The organism is Sphingobacterium sp. UBA7253, assembly GCF_002472745.1.
Taxonomy (GTDB): Bacteria; Bacteroidota; Bacteroidia; order Sphingobacteriales; family Sphingobacteriaceae; genus Sphingobacterium; species Sphingobacterium siyangense.
On sequence record NZ_DKSP01000214.1, the window covers coordinates 1 to 17,132 of the forward strand.

The following is a 17,132-nucleotide window of genomic DNA, read 5'->3' on the forward strand; positions in this document are numbered from 1 at the left end:
AACCTGCTGAGCTATTCAGGAGTGTTTTTTCAATTTTTCCGGAGACCCTATCGCGTTTCCGTGATGCAAGTATCGGAAGATTATTAGAATACTACAAATTTTTTGAGCACATTTTTTACAACTTCCTAAATTCCAATTAGAATAATTTATTTTTATTTTTCATACTGCTCCACAAAATCCCCTTTTCAGCACTTAAACCAACATTATCCTTCTTTTACCTTCAATGGCTATTAGCTGATCAATGGGCAATATTGTAAATTCAGTACGATTATAGTAGCACACCTTTCAAAATAAGCGTCGCTACACTAAAATAAATCAGCAAACCTGTTACATCGACTAATGTCGACACAAAAGGCGCTGAAGAACTCGCAGGGTCGGCCCCAAGTCGTTTCATCACAAAAGGCAACATAGACCCCATCAACGACCCCCAAAGGACCACACCAACCAAGGACAAAGAGATAACTAATGCAACCAACACCCAATACTGACCATAGCTATGCGCAAAAGATTGCCATGCCATAATCCTTATAAAGCCCAAAGCCCCCAAAATAAGTCCCAGCAGTAAACCCGACAGAATCTCTCTTCGCATCACACGCCACCAGTCACCCAAGGTAACTTCCCCCAGGGCCATCGCTTGAATAATTAATGTTGAGGCTTGCGAACCGCTATTCCCACCACTGGATATAATAACAGGCATCAGTGCAAACAACATAATCGCACTTGCCATTTGCTCCTCGAAATGCTCAATAACCGTAGCGGTCAAAAGTTGTCCCAGAAAAAGCACAATAAGCCATCCAGCTCTCTTCTTCACCAAGTTCTTAATCGACACATCCAGATAAGGTTCATCCAACGCCTCCGTTCCTCCGATACGTTGCATATCTTCCGTGTACTCCTCGTTTGCTACCCAAAGAATATCATCGACAGTCACAATCCCCAACATAACCCCCTGTTCGTCGACAACAGGCAAGGCCACGCGATTATTCATCCGGAAGATGTTGATCGCTTCCTCCTGGGGATCGTAAGCATTCAGCGAGATCAGCCGATGATCGATCAAATCTCCAACGACTCTATCTGGCTCCGCCATCAGCACATCTTTAATCCGAATATCATCAACCAGCTTCCCATTTCCATCAATCACATACAATACATCTATCGTTTCCGAATCTCTTCCATAACGCCTAATATGCCCCAATATCCGTTCAATACTCCAATGTTCTTTTACGGTAATATAATCGGGTGTCATTAGGCGCCCAACGCTGTCTTCCGGATAGCCCAGCAAAGCCAATGCTTCAACACGATCTTTGGGTGGCAACAGTAAAATTAAATGCTTAATATCGTCCTTCATTTCTGAAAAAAAAGAAGTCCGATCATCGGGAGGTAACTCGTTAATTAGTGCGCTAATTTTTGCTTTAGAAAGCTTCTTAAAAATCCTGTTTTGAGTAGGGAAATCCAGAATACGAAAAACGTTAACTGCGCGATTCAAATTTAACGATTCAATAAATAGTGAACCATGTTCGGGCAACTCATCAATCAGCTCCTCAACTTCTGAAATATTTAATTCATTCAAAAATTCTTCCAGCCTAACAAGATCTCCACCTGCTATCAATTGCTCTATTTGATTCACCTGCATTTCCAGTTCTTCCATATCTCCTATCAATTTAAAAATCCTACATCTAAACAAAGTTTATATGTTACAAAAATCGCTTTTTTAAAGTAAATTCTGCATAAAAAAATAAATAATAAAAACCTACAGTCTGTCGCAGTAATTGGGATAAATACCCGGCGTAACGTTCAAAGCTCAATTCAAAAACAAGACATTTTGTCATTAGCAAAAAATTAAGGGAAACCGTTCTCGCCAACAACTTCAACAGGTCTCTACAAAAGAAAGACGATGAAATTTATCGTCTAATTACCGATCCATTTTTTTTATCGAATAAAATGAATCAGGCCACACCTAACTCGCCAGCATACTCCCGAAAGCAACACCCCATAGTCGTCTGATTTTTCCACAAAAAAAAACAGACAAATTTTCTCGGCGCAGTCTTAGAATCGCTAATTATTTAAGTATATTCGTCGTATGCTTTAACCTGTTCAATATAGTGCTTTTTTTTCAGAACAGCCCAATATCATCAGGTTGTTTTACAGAAAAAAAATAGTAAAAAGAAGTAAATCATAAAAATCATAAAAGCCTATTATTCAAATATAAATAAATTTTAAACAGAAGTTAAAGTTCGTATAAATAGGAATAATAAACTAAAAAAAATAGCAAACACTCGATATACAAAAATTAATGAAACATAAAAACATAATTATCAGCATATTATCATTATTATCATTAATAATATATTCACAAAAAAGTTCTGCTCAATTTTTTGAAGACAGCCAAGCGCCCTTAAGCCAAAAATGGTATAAAATTGAAACCAAGAATTTTCAACTAATTTTCCCTGAGGAGATGAAGAGCAAGGCCCCTACCCTAGCTGACCAGGTTAACCGATCGCTGCGTACAACTGCTAGAAATTACAAAATAACACCGCGGAAAATTCCATTCATTATCCATAACACGAATCTACAAACGAATGGTTTTGTACAGCTGTCTCCACGTAAATCTGAACTGTACAGCACCGCAGGCGCAGAACCCGACAACCAGACCTGGCTACCCAATTTGATCCTTCACGAGTCAAGACACGTAAGTCAATTTGACAAATTGACAGGCATACTACGCGCGCCATTTTTTGAACAATTAGCCCTTGCCTACTACGGATTGACCGTTCCTTCCTGGTATTTTGAAGGCGATGCAACCCTTACAGAAACCATATATTCGGAGGGAGGGCGAGGAAGATTACCCGCTTTTGAAATGCCCATCAAAGCGAACTTTCAATCGAATCACAGCTATAGTTTTAATAAATATTTATTGGGGTCCTATAAAGATATAGTCCCGAGTTACTATACAATCGGCTATCTGATGACCTCCACTTTAAAATCAGAATTACCTTCGAATTATGAAGCCGACCTCTTTTCAGAGCTGAACAAAAAACCATTATATCCCTATAATATCAATCGTGTTTTAAAGAAAAAAATTGGAGGAAATAGTGCCTACTTATACAATAAAACAATAGCAAATTTAGAGACCATATGGAATAAGAAAACAAGCGACTATCAATACCAGAAATACAAAGAAATAGACAAGAAAAACGACAGCTATTACAACAGCAATTTATTACCAAAACACAAGAACGGTCTGATCTATTTCATTAAGCAGAACCCACAAAAGACCAACGCAATTTACACGTATGATGTGGCAACAAAAACAGAAAATAGGCTCGCTAAGACTGGCATACAGTTAACACCACATTTTGACGTAAACAGCAATTACATCGTATGGGACGAGCTCCATAAAGATCCGCGTTTCAACAAAAGAACATACAGCGTTATCAATGTCATGGATCTCAAAACAGGGAAAATTAGCCAGCTCAGCAAACAGACGAGATATTATTCACCCATTTTAAGCCCATTAGACGAAACCATTGCCTGCGTCGAGGTCGATTTATCCAACGACAGCTATCTAACGCTCATAGGCCTTAAAAACAACAGCATCATCAAACGGATAAAAATAGGCAATTCCGAACAGCTCCAACACCCTGCTTTCAACCCCAAAGGCGATAAAATAATAGCAATACGATTATCCGAATCCGGAACCGCACTGTGTGAAATCGATCTGAAAAATGACAAAATCACCAACCTAACACCTTGGGACAACCAGCAATATGAAAGACCGCAATACCTTTCGGGTATGAAAATCATCACAAAAGCTAACTTCAACGGTATCGATAATATTTACAGCATCGACCTCCTATCTGGAAAGAAACAGCTTTTGACAAAGGCACAATTTGGCGCGTTCAACCCTTTTTACGATAACGATACAAGGCAATTATTCTTCAACGACTATCAGTACAACGGCTACAAGATCGCCCAGACATCCATCGATACCGCATTTGATATCGACCCAGAAACGGATTACTTTTCGCATTATTACGCCACCGCATTGACCAGAGACAGCGTAAAAAATATCGCTGCAGTCTCCGTAGATACTAGTCAGCACTACCAAATTGTACCCTATCGTGGACTGGGCAGAACGTTCAATTTTCATAGTCTTTCGCTAAGTAGCAGCAATTTTGAAAGCTTCGACAATTTTAAACCCGGAGTCTTCTGGTTATCAAACAACATCTTAAACACCACACAAATTGCTCTGGGGTATGAATATGACACCGACATTCGAAAAGGAGTATACTCGGCAGAACTTACCTACAACAAGTACTTTCCAAAATTCTCGCTACGCTATGAAAACAGAGGGCAAATTGCAGCAGCAAGCATCCCTAACAAACCTGACAGTAGCATCCGTTTCGATTGGCGCGAGCATTATATATCTTCACAGATCTCCATCCCACTCTCCTTTTACAAAAGAGACTACGTCTACTCCACTGGATTCAACCTGGCGACAGCCTATCTACGGCGCTATGACCTTAACCGCACAGACGTCAAGAACTTTAATTATGAGACTGCATTTCCCTTGACCTATCAGCTTTACCTCAATCGAAATGCTCGAATGGCCAATATGGACCTCTACCCAAGATGGGGACAAAATTTTAGTGTCACCTACCGACATACGCCTTTTGAAAACAATGCAAAAGGTGAAATTTTATCAGCAAGAACAGTATTCTATCTACCTGGATTTATGAGCAATAACGGTTTTCAAATTAGATTGAGCGCCCAAACAGGATCAGGAATTTATCAATACATCAACGATATCCCTCTTGTGAGTGGATTTAGCTACTACAAATATGAAAAAATAAAAAACACGGTGTTGGTCAACTATCGTTTCCCTATAGCTTATCCCGACCTCGGATTAGGATCTTTAGCCTATATTAAACGTGTAAAAGGAGGAATATTTGCCGATTATCAAAATATACACAAACACAGGGAGATCTCACCAAAAAGCTTTGGAGCCTATCTGTCGCTTGATTTCAATGCTTTCAGATACCCACTTCCAGATTTCGAATTTGTCGTTAAGGGTACCTATATCAATGATAACACGACAACACAACGTGTAGTTCCAACTTTCAGTTTAAACTACACCTATTAAGGATAAACTGCTTAAGGATGAATCGCCCAGTTAAAATTCAGTGCCAAGGCATAATGATCCGATAAGGGCAATCCTTTGACATTGGTGAATAGATTATTCTCTATTTTATAATCCCGGGCAGCAAGACTGAGGTGACTACTGCTCCGATAGAGGATCTTATCGATAGATTCGCTCTGATTGCTGATAGACAACATATGTGGCGGCTTAAACTCATGTCGCACCTCAGGCACTAAGCCTCCATTTTCGAGCTCAACCCAGCTATCAACCAATGTTGTGGAATCCATAAAATCATGCAGGTTATCATCACAAAAACTATAATGTGCATTAAAATCACCCATTACAATAAGTGGCTTACCACTCGAATGCTCTCCAATATAATCACGTAGCTGATTGAGATTATCCCGGCGTGCACTTGAAGCTTTCCTGCTATTTTGTGCATTTGCATGAACATTATAAACATCCAACCAGACTTCAGGAACGATTTCTATCTGAACTAAGGTGAAGCCCTTTGGTGTCAGAAAATCGGCTCCTGTACGTTTTTTCCAGGGCACACGGACAACATCGGTCATCGGAAAATGAGACAGGGTATTGAGACCATCACCAAAGGGAACACGTCCCTTGGTTCTTGTGCGATATGGATGTGAATTACCGCCCCAATATAGACTTCTATTATAATTGAAATCCTCCTGTACATTAACAATGTCAAAAGGATTGATCTTCTTTCCAATTTCAGCAATACTTCTGCTTCTTCCTGTAATCGCAGAGGAAATAATCCCGGGCAACCCCGCTACATTATACGTCAGTACCGAAAAAAAACCAGAACTATCTTTTTCTTTACTCTTATTAGCATCCATCAATATCTGCATATATAACCATGTCATGATAAATTTAGCAAATACAATAAAAACTCACCAGTGCTACACAAACATTTAACAGATAATTGATTTAATCTGACATTACATCCATAGTTTCGTACAAAACATCGATCTTTTTTTAATAAAAAAGGGACAACCTATGTTGTCCCTTTCTAAAGATTTGATTTATATTAATCTTCAAGTGCCTTCACCCCTGGAAGAACTTTTCCTTCCATGTATTCCAAAAGCGCACCACCACCTGTACTGACGTAACTTACATCTTCAGTCATACCAAATTTACTTACCGCAGCAGCAGAATCACCACCTCCTATTAAAGAGAATGCCCCATTCTTCGTTGCTTCCACAACAGCATCAGCTACAGCTTTGGTACCCTTTGCAAAGGTATCAAATTCAAAAACACCCATTGGACCGTTCCAAAGAACTGTTTTAGAATTTTTGATGATCGCTGCGAAATTTGCTGCAGACTCCTGACCAATATCCAGACCTTGCAAATCTGCAGGAATTTGATCATTTGGTCCATCATATACATTGGCATCGTTTGAAAATGCATCTGCAATCTGAGCATCCGTAGGAATAACCAAGTTTACACCTTTTTCCTTCGCTTTTTTCACCAACTCATTCGCTAAATCAAGTTTATCGATTTCAACCAATGATTGACCAATTTCACCCCCTCTAGCTTTGATGAACGTATAAGCCATACCTCCACCAATTAAAAGGTTGTCAACTTTATCCAATAAGGCCTCAATTAACTGAATTTTATCAGAAACTTTTGCTCCACCCATGATAGCCGTAAATGGTCTAACCGGATTGTTTAATACTTTTTCTGCATTTCCGACTTCTGCAGCCATCAAGTAACCGCTATACTTAGCTCCTGGAAAAAATTGCGCAACAATTGCTGTCGAAGCATGAGCTCTGTGGGCTGTACCGAAAGCATCGTTCACATAGATATCACCTAATTTTGACAACTTCTCAGCAAATTCAACATCTCCTTTTTCTTCTTCTTTATAGAAGCGAAGGTTTTCTAGCAATAAAACCTGACCAGCTTGTAAAGCTGCCGCTTTTTCTACGGCCTCTGTACCGATACAATCATTGGCAAACTGAACATCAGTACCTAAAACCTGTGAAAGATGAGCAACAATATGTTTTAATGAATACTTATCAGTAGGACCATCTTTTGGCCTTCCTAAATGGGACATCAATATCACGCTTCCACCATCGTTCAAGATCTTCTTTATTGTTGGAGCCGCTCCCTGGATACGATTATCATCCGTAATATTGAAATTTTCATCCAAAGGCACGTTGAAATCCACACGTACCAAGGCTTTTTTACCTGCAAAATTTAAATCGTCTACTGTTTTCATTCTGTAACTTTATTGATTTGGGATTAGATCGTTTTGTCAAACGAACAGCTAAATATAAAAAAAAGCATTTGCTTTCATTAGAAATAATTATTTATTCATGGCAATCCGTACATTGGATCGAACTTCTCCGCACGCAACGTAAGAATTACCGGCATCGTTATAAATTATAATCACCTACAACAATACCACGATTGGACTTCCTTTACGAATCAATTACTAGTGAATCTCAACGCTATAAGGCATTCTCGCCTGCACCCCCGTCTGTGCTGTAGCTTTTCTCACGACATCAAAATAACGATAATATTCGCCCATTTGCTCTTTTGCAATCCAAACTTGGACTTTTTCTTTTGAATTATTTAATATCGAGGTAAAAGGATCTTCTTTCTCCGGATATTGGGACACTTTATATTTATTCAGATTGGCCTTTTTTGCGGCAGCCTGAATAGCGGCATCCAAGTTTCCGAGACGGTCAACCAATTTATTATTCACACCTTGCGCACCGGTCCAAACTCTTCCCTGCCCAATACTATCTACATCAGCAATGGATAATTTACGGCCGTCTGCAACAACTTTAGTAAATGTACCATATACTTTATCCACTTCCCGCTGGATGATATCCCTTTCTTCTGCTGTCAACGGCCGATCGAAAGAAGTCATCAAATCAGCAAACTTACCCGTCTTTACACCATCATAATGCACTCCAATTTTATTGTTCATCAGATTTTGGAAATTAGGAATCACACCAAATACACCAATAGATCCTGTAATTGTAGTTGGTTCAGCAAATATCGAATCTGCTGCCGCCGAGATATAATACCCACCTGATGCAGCTAAATCTCCCATCGACACAATTACGGGCTTCACTTTCTTGGTCAAAATAACCTCCCGCCAAATAATATCGGACGCTAAAGCAGATCCGCCTGGTGAATTCACACGCAAAACAACAGCTTTAACAGCATCATCTTCTCTTAATTTTCGTAGTTCGCGGGAGAATTTATCACCACCGATTTGGCCTGGTCCTGTTCCTTCACCATCAACAATTTCTCCGGCAGCATAAAGAACCGCGACTTCAGATCCGCTCGCATCATCTTTTAACTTTTTATTATAATCCAACAGGGAAACAAACGATATCTCATCCTTTTCCGAAATTTTCAAACGTTTTCTCAAATCCGATAAAAGTTCGTCTTTATACAACTTGGCATCTGCAAGCTTATATTTTACCGCGTCGTCCGCATCCCGGACACGATAGTCATTCGCAATAGCCCGTAATGAATCGGCAGCAATATTTCTGCTCGCTGCTATTTCATTAATAAAGGTACTGTATATACTTCCCAAATATGATGTTACCTGCAAGCGATTGGGATCACTCATTTTATTTAAAAAGAAAGGCTCAACAGCACTTTTAAATGTACCTACCTTCACAATTTGCATCTCCACCCCAACCTTGTCCAAAAGGTCTTTATAGAACATCGTAGAACTTGCCAAACCTTTAAAATCAATCGTCCCTTGCGGATTAACGTACACCTTATCGGCGGTGCTCGCTACATAATAGGCCTTTTGGTCATACCCCGCATTATAAGCAACAACAAATTTCCCGGTTTTCTTAAAAGCCAAAAGTTCGTCTCTCACTTCCTTTAAACTTGCAAAGCCAACTCCGATATGACTAGCATCTAAATAGATCCCTTTAATATTCCCATCCGTCGCCGCATACTTGATCCTCGCCAAAATATCGTCTAGACCAATATTTTTAGTGGAATAACCTGGAAGATTGAGACTACCCAAAGGATTCGCTTCGCTTCTCTCTGAAATATCATAATCAAAGGATAGGTATAAAACCGAGTTGCTTTTAACAACAATCTCCTGATCCGAGGATGCCGAGCTGATGATGGCCCCAATAATCCCCATCAAAACAATAAACAACACAACAAAAGAGATCACAATCCCCGTAATTGTTGCCAGTACGTACTTAAAAAATGATTTCATATTTTGTAATTAAATCCGATCCATAATCGATCTTCCTGTGAAAAGACTTATTTTCACTAAAGGTAATGCAATATTTTTTATTCACCCAGTCTTTTATTTCATCTACCCCACATTTTATTCGCGAAATTAAGGCTCATAGCCTGAAAGAAATTTACATATCCATAGACCATTAATACACTAAATCCAAAAAATAGCCGAAATTCAAACAACTAAGTTTCACAAAATCTTAATTTAGCATCATGAATCAGATTTATATACTATTGGGCACTAACCTTGGGGATCGTTTTCAACAGCTTGATCTAGCGAGAAAACAACTTGAAACACATGTTGGAGCAATTATTGAAGCTTCTTCGATCTATGAAACAGCGGCCTGGGGAGTTGAAGACCAACCGCCCTTTTTAAATCAGGTCGTTTTAGTGGCATCCCGGTTACAGCCCTTAGCATGCTTAAACCTGACACAACACATCGAACAGGAATTAGGACGTATCCGTATAAAAAAATGGGGTGAAAGAGTCATTGATATTGATATACTCTACTTTAACCAGGAAATTATCGATCTGCCATCGTTGCAGATTCCACACCCTTTTATTGCTGATCGCAGGTTTACACTGGAGCCTTTAGTGGAAATAGCACCAGCCTATATCCATCCCGTTTACAAAAAAAATAACGTATATTTATTGAATAAATGCAAAGACGACTTACCTGTAAAGAAAATTAGCGACGATGAACCATATCGATATTGAACTGATCAACCAAAACATGTTTGACAACCAAGACTTAATCAAACAATTTGTATCCATGTATCTTATTCAAACACCTGTCGATTTCGACAAGCTCCGCGAAGCAGTGGATGAGGGAGATCTTCAAAAGATTGGCGATGCTGCACATCATATCAAGCCGACTATGGACTATATCGGTGCCTTTCATCTAAAAGAAAAATTTGAGGAATTAGAGACCAATTCAAAGAACGAAGCATCTTTTGACAGCCTTCGGGCCACTTTTGGTGTTATCGATATTGAAATGAAAGAGCTTCTATTTGAATTGGAACAATATGAAAAAACGATCTAAACCAGATCGTTTTTTTTATTAAAATGCAATGCTGATAATAGGAAATATAAAATTAAAATAATCGGTAAAGCCATAAATTGACCAACAATAAACAAGATCAGCGTCAGGATCAAAAATATGAAGCGAAATTTATTCGTTTTCCAATCCATCGAACTAAATTTCATCGAAAACAACCTAATTTCACTTACCAAAAGATAACTGGTTAAAAGAACACTACCGATTAATACAATCGGATTTAAAACCAATTGTGGGTATTTGTCTGCGATATAAGGTAGAGAAAGCACATAAAATGTATTCATTGGCGTATTCAAACCAATGAAATCCGAAGTTTGGCGCTCATCCAGGTTGAACTTTGCTAAACGTAAAGCCGAGAAAACAGTAATGATAAACCCTAAATAAGGTAACAGAGAACCATCAGGAAATACCTTTGTCAACAAGGTAAACATGATTGTCCCAGGTAAAAAACCAAAACTGACCATATCAGCCAACGAATCCAGCTCCTTTCCTATTGGCGATTTAACATGAAGTAGTCTCGCTACCATTCCGTCAAAAAAATCGAATATCCCGGAAGCAAATACGCAAATAGTGACAACTTGAATATTGCCTTGCAATGCCATCAATACAGCGATACAGCCACTAAATAAATTTAGACAAGTCAGCAGATTTGGGATATGTTTTTTCATGTACAGGATCTATTTTATAAAAAAAGCCATCATTTGATTAAAAATGATGGCTAAAATATCAAAATTTGATGGGATTACCCATTCATACTGATCAAAAATTCTTCATTTGATTTAGTTCCACGCAATTGACCTTGTAAAAATTCCATGGCCTCTGTAGAATTCATATCCGATAAGTGGTTACGAAGTACCCAAATACGTTGTAATGTTTCTTTGTCAGTCAATAGATCATCACGACGTGTACTCGATGCGGTGATATCGATCGCAGGGAAAATTCGTTTGTTTGCCAACTTACGATCCAACTGTAATTCCATATTACCTGTACCTTTGAATTCCTCAAAGATAACTTCGTCCATTTTAGAACCTGTATCTGTCAATGCTGTTGCTAAGATCGTCAATGAACCACCATTTTCAATATTCCGGGCAGCACCAAAGAAACGTTTTGGTTTGTGTAAAGCATTCGCATCCACACCACCTGACAAAATTTTACCTGACGCAGGCGCCACTGTGTTATAGGCACGTGCCAATCTTGTAATCGAGTCTAACAAGATAACGACGTCATGTCCACATTCTACCATACGTTTAGCTTTCTCAAGCACGATGTTTGCAATTTTAACGTGACGGTCAGCCGGCTCATCAAATGTCGAAGAAACAACTTCCGCGCGTACACTTCTCGCCATATCAGTAACCTCCTCAGGGCGCTCATCGATTAATAAGATAATCAAATAAACTTCTGGGTGATTTTTTGCAATAGCATTTGCAACCTCTTTCAACAAGTTTGTTTTACCCGTTTTCGGTTGAGCAACGATTAATCCACGTTGACCTTTACCTATAGGCGTAAATAAATCCATGATACGTGTAGAGTAATTTCCAACACCCATATCTAAATTTAAACGCTCATCAGGGAATAATGGTGTCAAATAATCAAATGGCACACGATCGCGTACCTCAGCCGGATTTTGTCCATTGATAGCCTCAACCCGTACCAGAGGGAAGTATTTTTCACCCTCTTTAGGCGGACGGATACAACCACGTACCGTATCTCCCGTTTTCAAACCAAATAATTTGATCTGAGATTGTGATACATAAATATCATCAGGAGAAGTCAGATAGTTATAATCTGATGAACGTAAGAAGCCATAACCATCAGGCATGATCTCCAATACACCCTCATTAACGATCACATTATCGAAATCTGTACTTGAAGAAGTGTTTTCTGCTTTAGGAGTTTGTGTTGCTTTTTCAGGTTGGGGACCTTTATCTGCTGATGGTGCGTCTTCGGTTGCAACCGGGGTTTCGTCATGCTCAGAAACTTCACGTTTTCTTACCGTGACAGGTTCCGCAGTCTTTACGGTCCGCACACGTTTACGTGTACGTTCAGCATGTTCCTGATTATCATCCTCTACTTTAGCTGCTTTTTCAGCTGGCGCTGGAACTGCTTCCTCTTCCCCACCGGTATTGCTAATTCTTTCGATTAATTCTTGTTTACGCAATTTATCAGCATCTGCGATACCGATCAACTTAGCAATCTCGCGCAATTCCGATACGAGTTTAGCGTTTAATTCGTTAATATCCATTAATGTGTTGTGTATGATTTTTGGATTTTTTTTTGAGCTTTTTTCTGAATTCTGATTACACACTTAAACAAGTTTCCATGATTAAGTGAGATGAAGAACTTAATGATTTCTTTTAAACCCGAAGTGGATTAAATATTGAGAACCTAGACAAAGAAAAAAACAAATTTTGTTATTTCAAAATATTTCAAAAAAAATATTTACTATTGTAGCTAGTAAAACGATTTAACAACATTTTTAGATTGAATTTTATATTTTTTTTCATAAGTTCGTACCTTTCAAAATTTAAGTTTTTAGATCCCTTATATGGAACAGCAACAAACTAAAACCAATTACCCCGCACTCTACACATTGATTATTGTGTTTTTCTTTTGGGGGTTCATTGCGGCAGGGAACAGTGTTTTTATACCGTTCTGCAAAAATTACTTTCATTTAGACCAGTTTCAATCCCAGTTAATAGACTTTGCTTTTTATACAGCCTATTATATTGGTGCATTGTTACTATTTATATTCAGTTCAATCGGAGGAAAGGACCTGGTTGGAAAATGGGGATATAAAAAGAGTATCGTTTACGGTTTACTTTTCTCGGCCTTGGGTGCAGCAGCCATGATTGTTGCTGTCGAAGTAAACTTGTATGTTGGTATGTTGTTGGGATTATTCGTTGTAGCTCTTGGTTTTTCATTACAACAGACTGCAGCAAATCCATTTGCCGTTTTATTGGGTGATCCAAAAACGGGTGCTTCCCGCGTCAACCTAGGTGGCGGTATTAACTCATTCGGTTCTACAATAGGCCCCTTGATCATAGGTTTCTCTTTATTCGGCACATTCGAACCTGTTTCAGATTCAGAAATTGCCAATCTTCCATTAAACAAGGTTGTATATCTTTATGTTGGAGTTGGTTTATTGTTTCTTTTAGCAGCTGCTTTATTCAACTTTAGCAAAAAGGTCCCAGCTGGAATCAGTGATGAGCCAATGGAAAAAGCCAATAAGGCATTACGCACATTGATCATTATGACCATCTTGTTGTTTGGCATGTTTGCTCCTGTTTTCTTGAGTTATAAGAGTGACTTGGCTTTACATATTGAACAATTACACCAACAGGTATCAAGTTTAACGGATCAGGTTCAGATCGATCAACTCAAATTACATATTAAAGAAGTTTCTCAACCCCTAGAAATGCAACGCATGCTTTGGCTTGGCGGTGCTTTAGTTGTAGTTATTGGCGGCTTATTATTTTCTAATAAAAGTGCTAAAAAAAATCCGGAAGGTTGGGGTGCAATGAAATACCCCCAATTAGTATTGGGTATGCTCGCCCTATTTATATACGTTGGTGTTGAAGTAGCTATTGGTAGCAATTTAGGTGAATTATTAACGTTGAAAGAATTCGGCAATCTGCAATCATCGGAGATTACACCTTATGTATCTATGTATTGGGGCAGTATGATGATCGGACGTTGGGCTGGTGCAATTACTGCATTTAACTTAAGTAAATCCACGAAAAAGACATTGTTGATTATTGTACCTTTAATCGCGTTTTCGATTATTATTGGCGTCAATACACTTGCAGGATTTGAAATGTCTCACTTATACTATTATGTAGCATGTATTATACTTCAGATTATAGCATTTTACATCAGTAAAGAAAAACCAGCTCGTACATTAATCACTTTTGGTCTATTTGCAATCATTGCCATGATAATTGGCTTATTATCGTCTGGCACTGTAGCAATTTATGCCTTCTTGTCGGGAGGACTTGCATGCTCAATTATGTGGTCCTCGATTTTCAGTTTATCGATTGTAGGTTTAGGTAAATATACCGCTCAAGGTTCGGCATTTCTTGTCATGATGATTCTTGGTGGTGGCGTACTTCCTCCGATTCAAGGAAAATTAGCAGATGTCATCGGCATTCATAACTCCTATATTTTACCTTTGATTGGGTTTTCTTATATTGTTTTCTTTGCGATATTTGTTAGGGGAATATTAACCAAACAGGGAATCAATATTGACGAAATAGAGGCTGAAGGGGGCCATTAATACCCCTCACTAATTGTAAATAGTACACTATTTAAACAATTTTATTACACAGCTCAAAAACTGGCTTAACAACATCGTTAAGCCAGTTTTTTTATAAAGTCACCAAAGCACAAAAATTTATTTTTTGAAAAATACGCGGATAAATTATGATATTTAAAATTAAAAAATGTATTTTCGGGGAATTGATTAATGAATTGATTACTCATTTTATAACGATAAACACAATTAAAACTACTCAATAATGATAATCATTGCTGACGGGGGATCAACAAAAACAAACTGGTGTTTGTTAGACGATTCGAATAAAAAAATCTACTTCAACACAGAAGGATACAACCCTTATTTTGTTGATAGTGAATACATTGTAAACTCCCTAAAAAAAGGACTACCGCAAGATTTACCTTTTGAAAAAATCTCAGAAGTAAACTATTATGGTGCAGGTGTTCATAACAAGGAAAAAGCACAAATTGTAGTTGATGCATTAAAACAAGTATTTACTACAGCTGAAGTTGAAGTAGGACACGATCTTCTTGCAGCAGCAAGAGCATTATTAGGAACTCAAGCCGGATTTGCTGCGATCTTAGGAACAGGAACAAATTCTTGTCTATACGATGGTAAAGAAATCACATTAAACATCGACTCAGGTGCTTACATTTTAGGTGATGAAGGTTCTGGTAGTTATATTGGTAAAAAATTACTGGCAGATTATGTTCGTAATTTGATGCCTAAAGATGTTAAAGAAGTATTTTATAACACGTATAAAATGACAAAGGACGAAATTATGGACGCGGTTTATACCAAACCAATGCCAAATCGTTTCTGTGCAAGCTTTAGCAAATTTGTCTATGACAACAATGTAAATATCGAATACACACGCAATATTGTTGATGAAGCTTTTGAAGCATTTTTCAGAAATCTTGTCAGCAAATACCCTAACTATCAAAGCTATACTTTCAACTGTATCGGTTCGGTTGGTTACAATTTCAGAAATGTATTAGCTGAAAAAGCTGAGCAATATGGAATGAAAGTAGGTAAGATCTTACGTTCTCCTATCGACGATTTAGTACAATTCCACATCGATAGAGCGGCAGCAACAGCCAAATAAAAAAGAAAAATAATCTTTAACATAAGGAAAGGTATTCAATAAAATTGGATACCTTTTTTTGTTGCTCTTCCCCCACTCTCTTGACCTTATGGTCTTCTCCTCAATGAAAATCCCCGCTAATATTAATTTCCAATAAACTAATTCATACCGTTTTACAAGACATTTTAATGATTTAATAACAGGAATTTCATCGGTACAAAATAAAAGTATCTTTTTTTTGTAAAAGAAGATAACAGATTTATTGAATGAAAAATCGTGGCATACAATAATACAAAAAACGGTAAAATAGACCGCTCATGATCGATTCATTTCAGGCAAAGCCGTGGAAGGTGAACTATAGTCCTCAACAGCGGGACAAACAACAAAATCAACAAAGGTCGAAACATCTTTGTAGACATAAATGAATAAAAAAATTTATTGCAAATGAAAAGAAGCCTTGATATACTTGTAATCTCAGATTTACACCTAGGTACCTACGGTAGTAGAGCTAAAGAGCTTTTACTTTACCTAGAGTCCGTATCTCCCAAAATACTGATACTCAATGGAGACATCGTAGACATTTGGCAATTTAAAAAAAGTTATTTTCCGCAAGAACATCTCAAAGTCATCAAAAAAATCATTGACATGAGCTCTTCGGGCACAGAAGTGCATTACATCACGGGCAACCACGATGAAATGCTGCGCAAATTTACCGATCTAAAATTAGGTAATATCAAGCTGAGCAATAAACTCCTTCTTTCACTCAATAATCAAAAAGTGTGGATCTTTCATGGAGACGTTTTCGACGCATCCATTCATCATTCTAAATGGTTGGCCAAACTCGGTGGATGGGGTTACGACAAACTTATCCAGCTCAATAATATCATTAATTATTGCCTAGATAAAATGGGTAAGGAGAAATATTCTCTTTCTAAAAAGATCAAAAACTCCGTTAAAAAGGCCGTCAAGTATATATCAGATTTTGAACATACAGCGACTGAACTAGCGATTGAAAAAAATTACGATTTCGTCATCTGTGGACACATCCACCAGCCTCAAATCAAAGAAGTCATTACCCGAAAAGGAACCTGCACGTATATGAACTCAGGAGATTGGATTGAAAACCTCAGTAGTTTAGAATATAAAAATGGGGAATGGAAGCTGTTCTATTTTGAAGAAAATAAAGAACAAATCCTGAAGAATAAAATCATCGATATCCCTCTTTTCAGCCTGGAAGATCTTAAAAAGATTGTCATCTCATAAAGATTGTCATGTCTTAATGAACACAACAGAGATCTGCATATAATCAGGAAAACACTAAAACAAAGCCGAG

At 38.0% G+C, this 17,132-nt stretch carries 12 protein-coding genes; 6 read left to right on the forward strand and 6 right to left on the reverse strand.

Features of this window, described 5'->3' with window-relative positions; translation table 11 throughout:
* Positions 1-268 precede the first annotated feature (268 nt).
* Positions 269-1,645 (reverse strand): magnesium transporter, encoded by a 1,377-nt coding sequence (gene mgtE, locus B2X72_RS21445; protein WP_286851442.1) that lies wholly within the window; start codon positions 1,643-1,645, stop codon positions 269-271.
* A gap of 807 nt (positions 1,646-2,452) precedes the next feature.
* Here mgtE and B2X72_RS21450 point away from each other — a divergent pair.
* Positions 2,453-5,140: a TolB family protein gene (locus tag B2X72_RS21450; protein ID WP_286851443.1), complete on the forward strand. Its 2,688-nt coding sequence runs from the start codon at positions 2,453-2,455 to the stop codon at positions 5,138-5,140.
* A gap of 11 nt (positions 5,141-5,151) precedes the next feature.
* Here B2X72_RS21450 and B2X72_RS21455 read toward each other — a convergent pair whose 3' ends face one another.
* The 3 genes from B2X72_RS21455 to sppA all read right to left on the reverse strand — a co-directional run bounded on the left by B2X72_RS21455 (position 5,152) and on the right by sppA (position 9,359).
* A complete protein-coding gene (locus tag B2X72_RS21455; protein ID WP_286771222.1) occupies positions 5,152-6,021 on the reverse strand; it encodes an endonuclease/exonuclease/phosphatase family protein in 870 nt (289 codons plus the stop codon).
* A gap of 164 nt (positions 6,022-6,185) precedes the next feature.
* Positions 6,186-7,376, reverse strand: coding sequence for a phosphoglycerate kinase (locus B2X72_RS21460; protein ID WP_070570453.1), 1,191 nt, complete (start codon positions 7,374-7,376; stop codon positions 6,186-6,188).
* A gap of 216 nt (positions 7,377-7,592) precedes the next feature.
* Positions 7,593-9,359, reverse strand: coding sequence for a signal peptide peptidase SppA (sppA, locus tag B2X72_RS21465; protein WP_070570450.1), 1,767 nt, complete (start codon positions 9,357-9,359; stop codon positions 7,593-7,595).
* A 239-nt stretch (positions 9,360-9,598) separates the two neighbouring features.
* On the opposite strand from sppA, the gene folK reads away from it, so the two are divergent.
* Both folK and B2X72_RS21475 read left to right on the forward strand, forming a co-directional pair.
* Positions 9,599-10,102 carry a 2-amino-4-hydroxy-6-hydroxymethyldihydropteridine diphosphokinase gene (gene folK / locus B2X72_RS21470; RefSeq protein WP_070570448.1) on the forward strand — a complete coding sequence of 168 codons (504 nt, stop codon included), beginning with the start codon at positions 9,599-9,601 and terminating at the stop codon, positions 10,100-10,102.
* Entirely contained in the window at positions 10,083-10,427 is a 345-nt protein-coding gene (locus tag B2X72_RS21475; RefSeq protein WP_145331051.1) for an Hpt domain-containing protein, read from the forward strand. The genes folK and B2X72_RS21475 overlap by 20 nt, the downstream gene beginning before the upstream one ends.
* On the opposite strand, the gene pssA is transcribed toward B2X72_RS21475, so the two are convergent.
* Positions 10,424-11,110 carry a CDP-diacylglycerol--serine O-phosphatidyltransferase gene (gene pssA / locus B2X72_RS21480; RefSeq protein ID WP_070570444.1) on the reverse strand — a complete coding sequence of 229 codons (687 nt, stop codon included), beginning with the start codon at positions 11,108-11,110 and terminating at the stop codon, positions 10,424-10,426. The two genes, B2X72_RS21475 and pssA, sit on opposite strands and share 4 nt — an antisense overlap.
* A gap of 74 nt (positions 11,111-11,184) precedes the next feature.
* A complete protein-coding gene (rho, locus tag B2X72_RS21485; RefSeq protein WP_088163487.1) occupies positions 11,185-12,684 on the reverse strand; it encodes a transcription termination factor Rho in 1,500 nt (499 codons plus the stop codon).
* 303 nt (positions 12,685-12,987) lie between these two features.
* On the opposite strand from rho, the gene B2X72_RS21490 reads away from it, so the two are divergent.
* The 3 genes from B2X72_RS21490 to B2X72_RS21500 all read left to right on the forward strand — a co-directional run bounded on the left by B2X72_RS21490 (position 12,988) and on the right by B2X72_RS21500 (position 17,062).
* Positions 12,988-14,715: an MFS transporter gene (locus B2X72_RS21490; RefSeq protein WP_286851445.1), complete on the forward strand. Its 1,728-nt coding sequence runs from the start codon at positions 12,988-12,990 to the stop codon at positions 14,713-14,715.
* A 241-nt stretch (positions 14,716-14,956) separates the two neighbouring features.
* A complete protein-coding gene (locus tag B2X72_RS21495; protein WP_046671899.1) occupies positions 14,957-15,820 on the forward strand; it encodes an N-acetylglucosamine kinase in 864 nt (287 codons plus the stop codon).
* A 423-nt stretch (positions 15,821-16,243) separates the two neighbouring features.
* Positions 16,244-17,062, forward strand: a complete 819-nt coding sequence (locus tag B2X72_RS21500; RefSeq protein ID WP_046671898.1) for a UDP-2,3-diacylglucosamine diphosphatase — start codon at positions 16,244-16,246, stop codon at positions 17,060-17,062.
* Positions 17,063-17,132 lie beyond the last annotated feature (70 nt).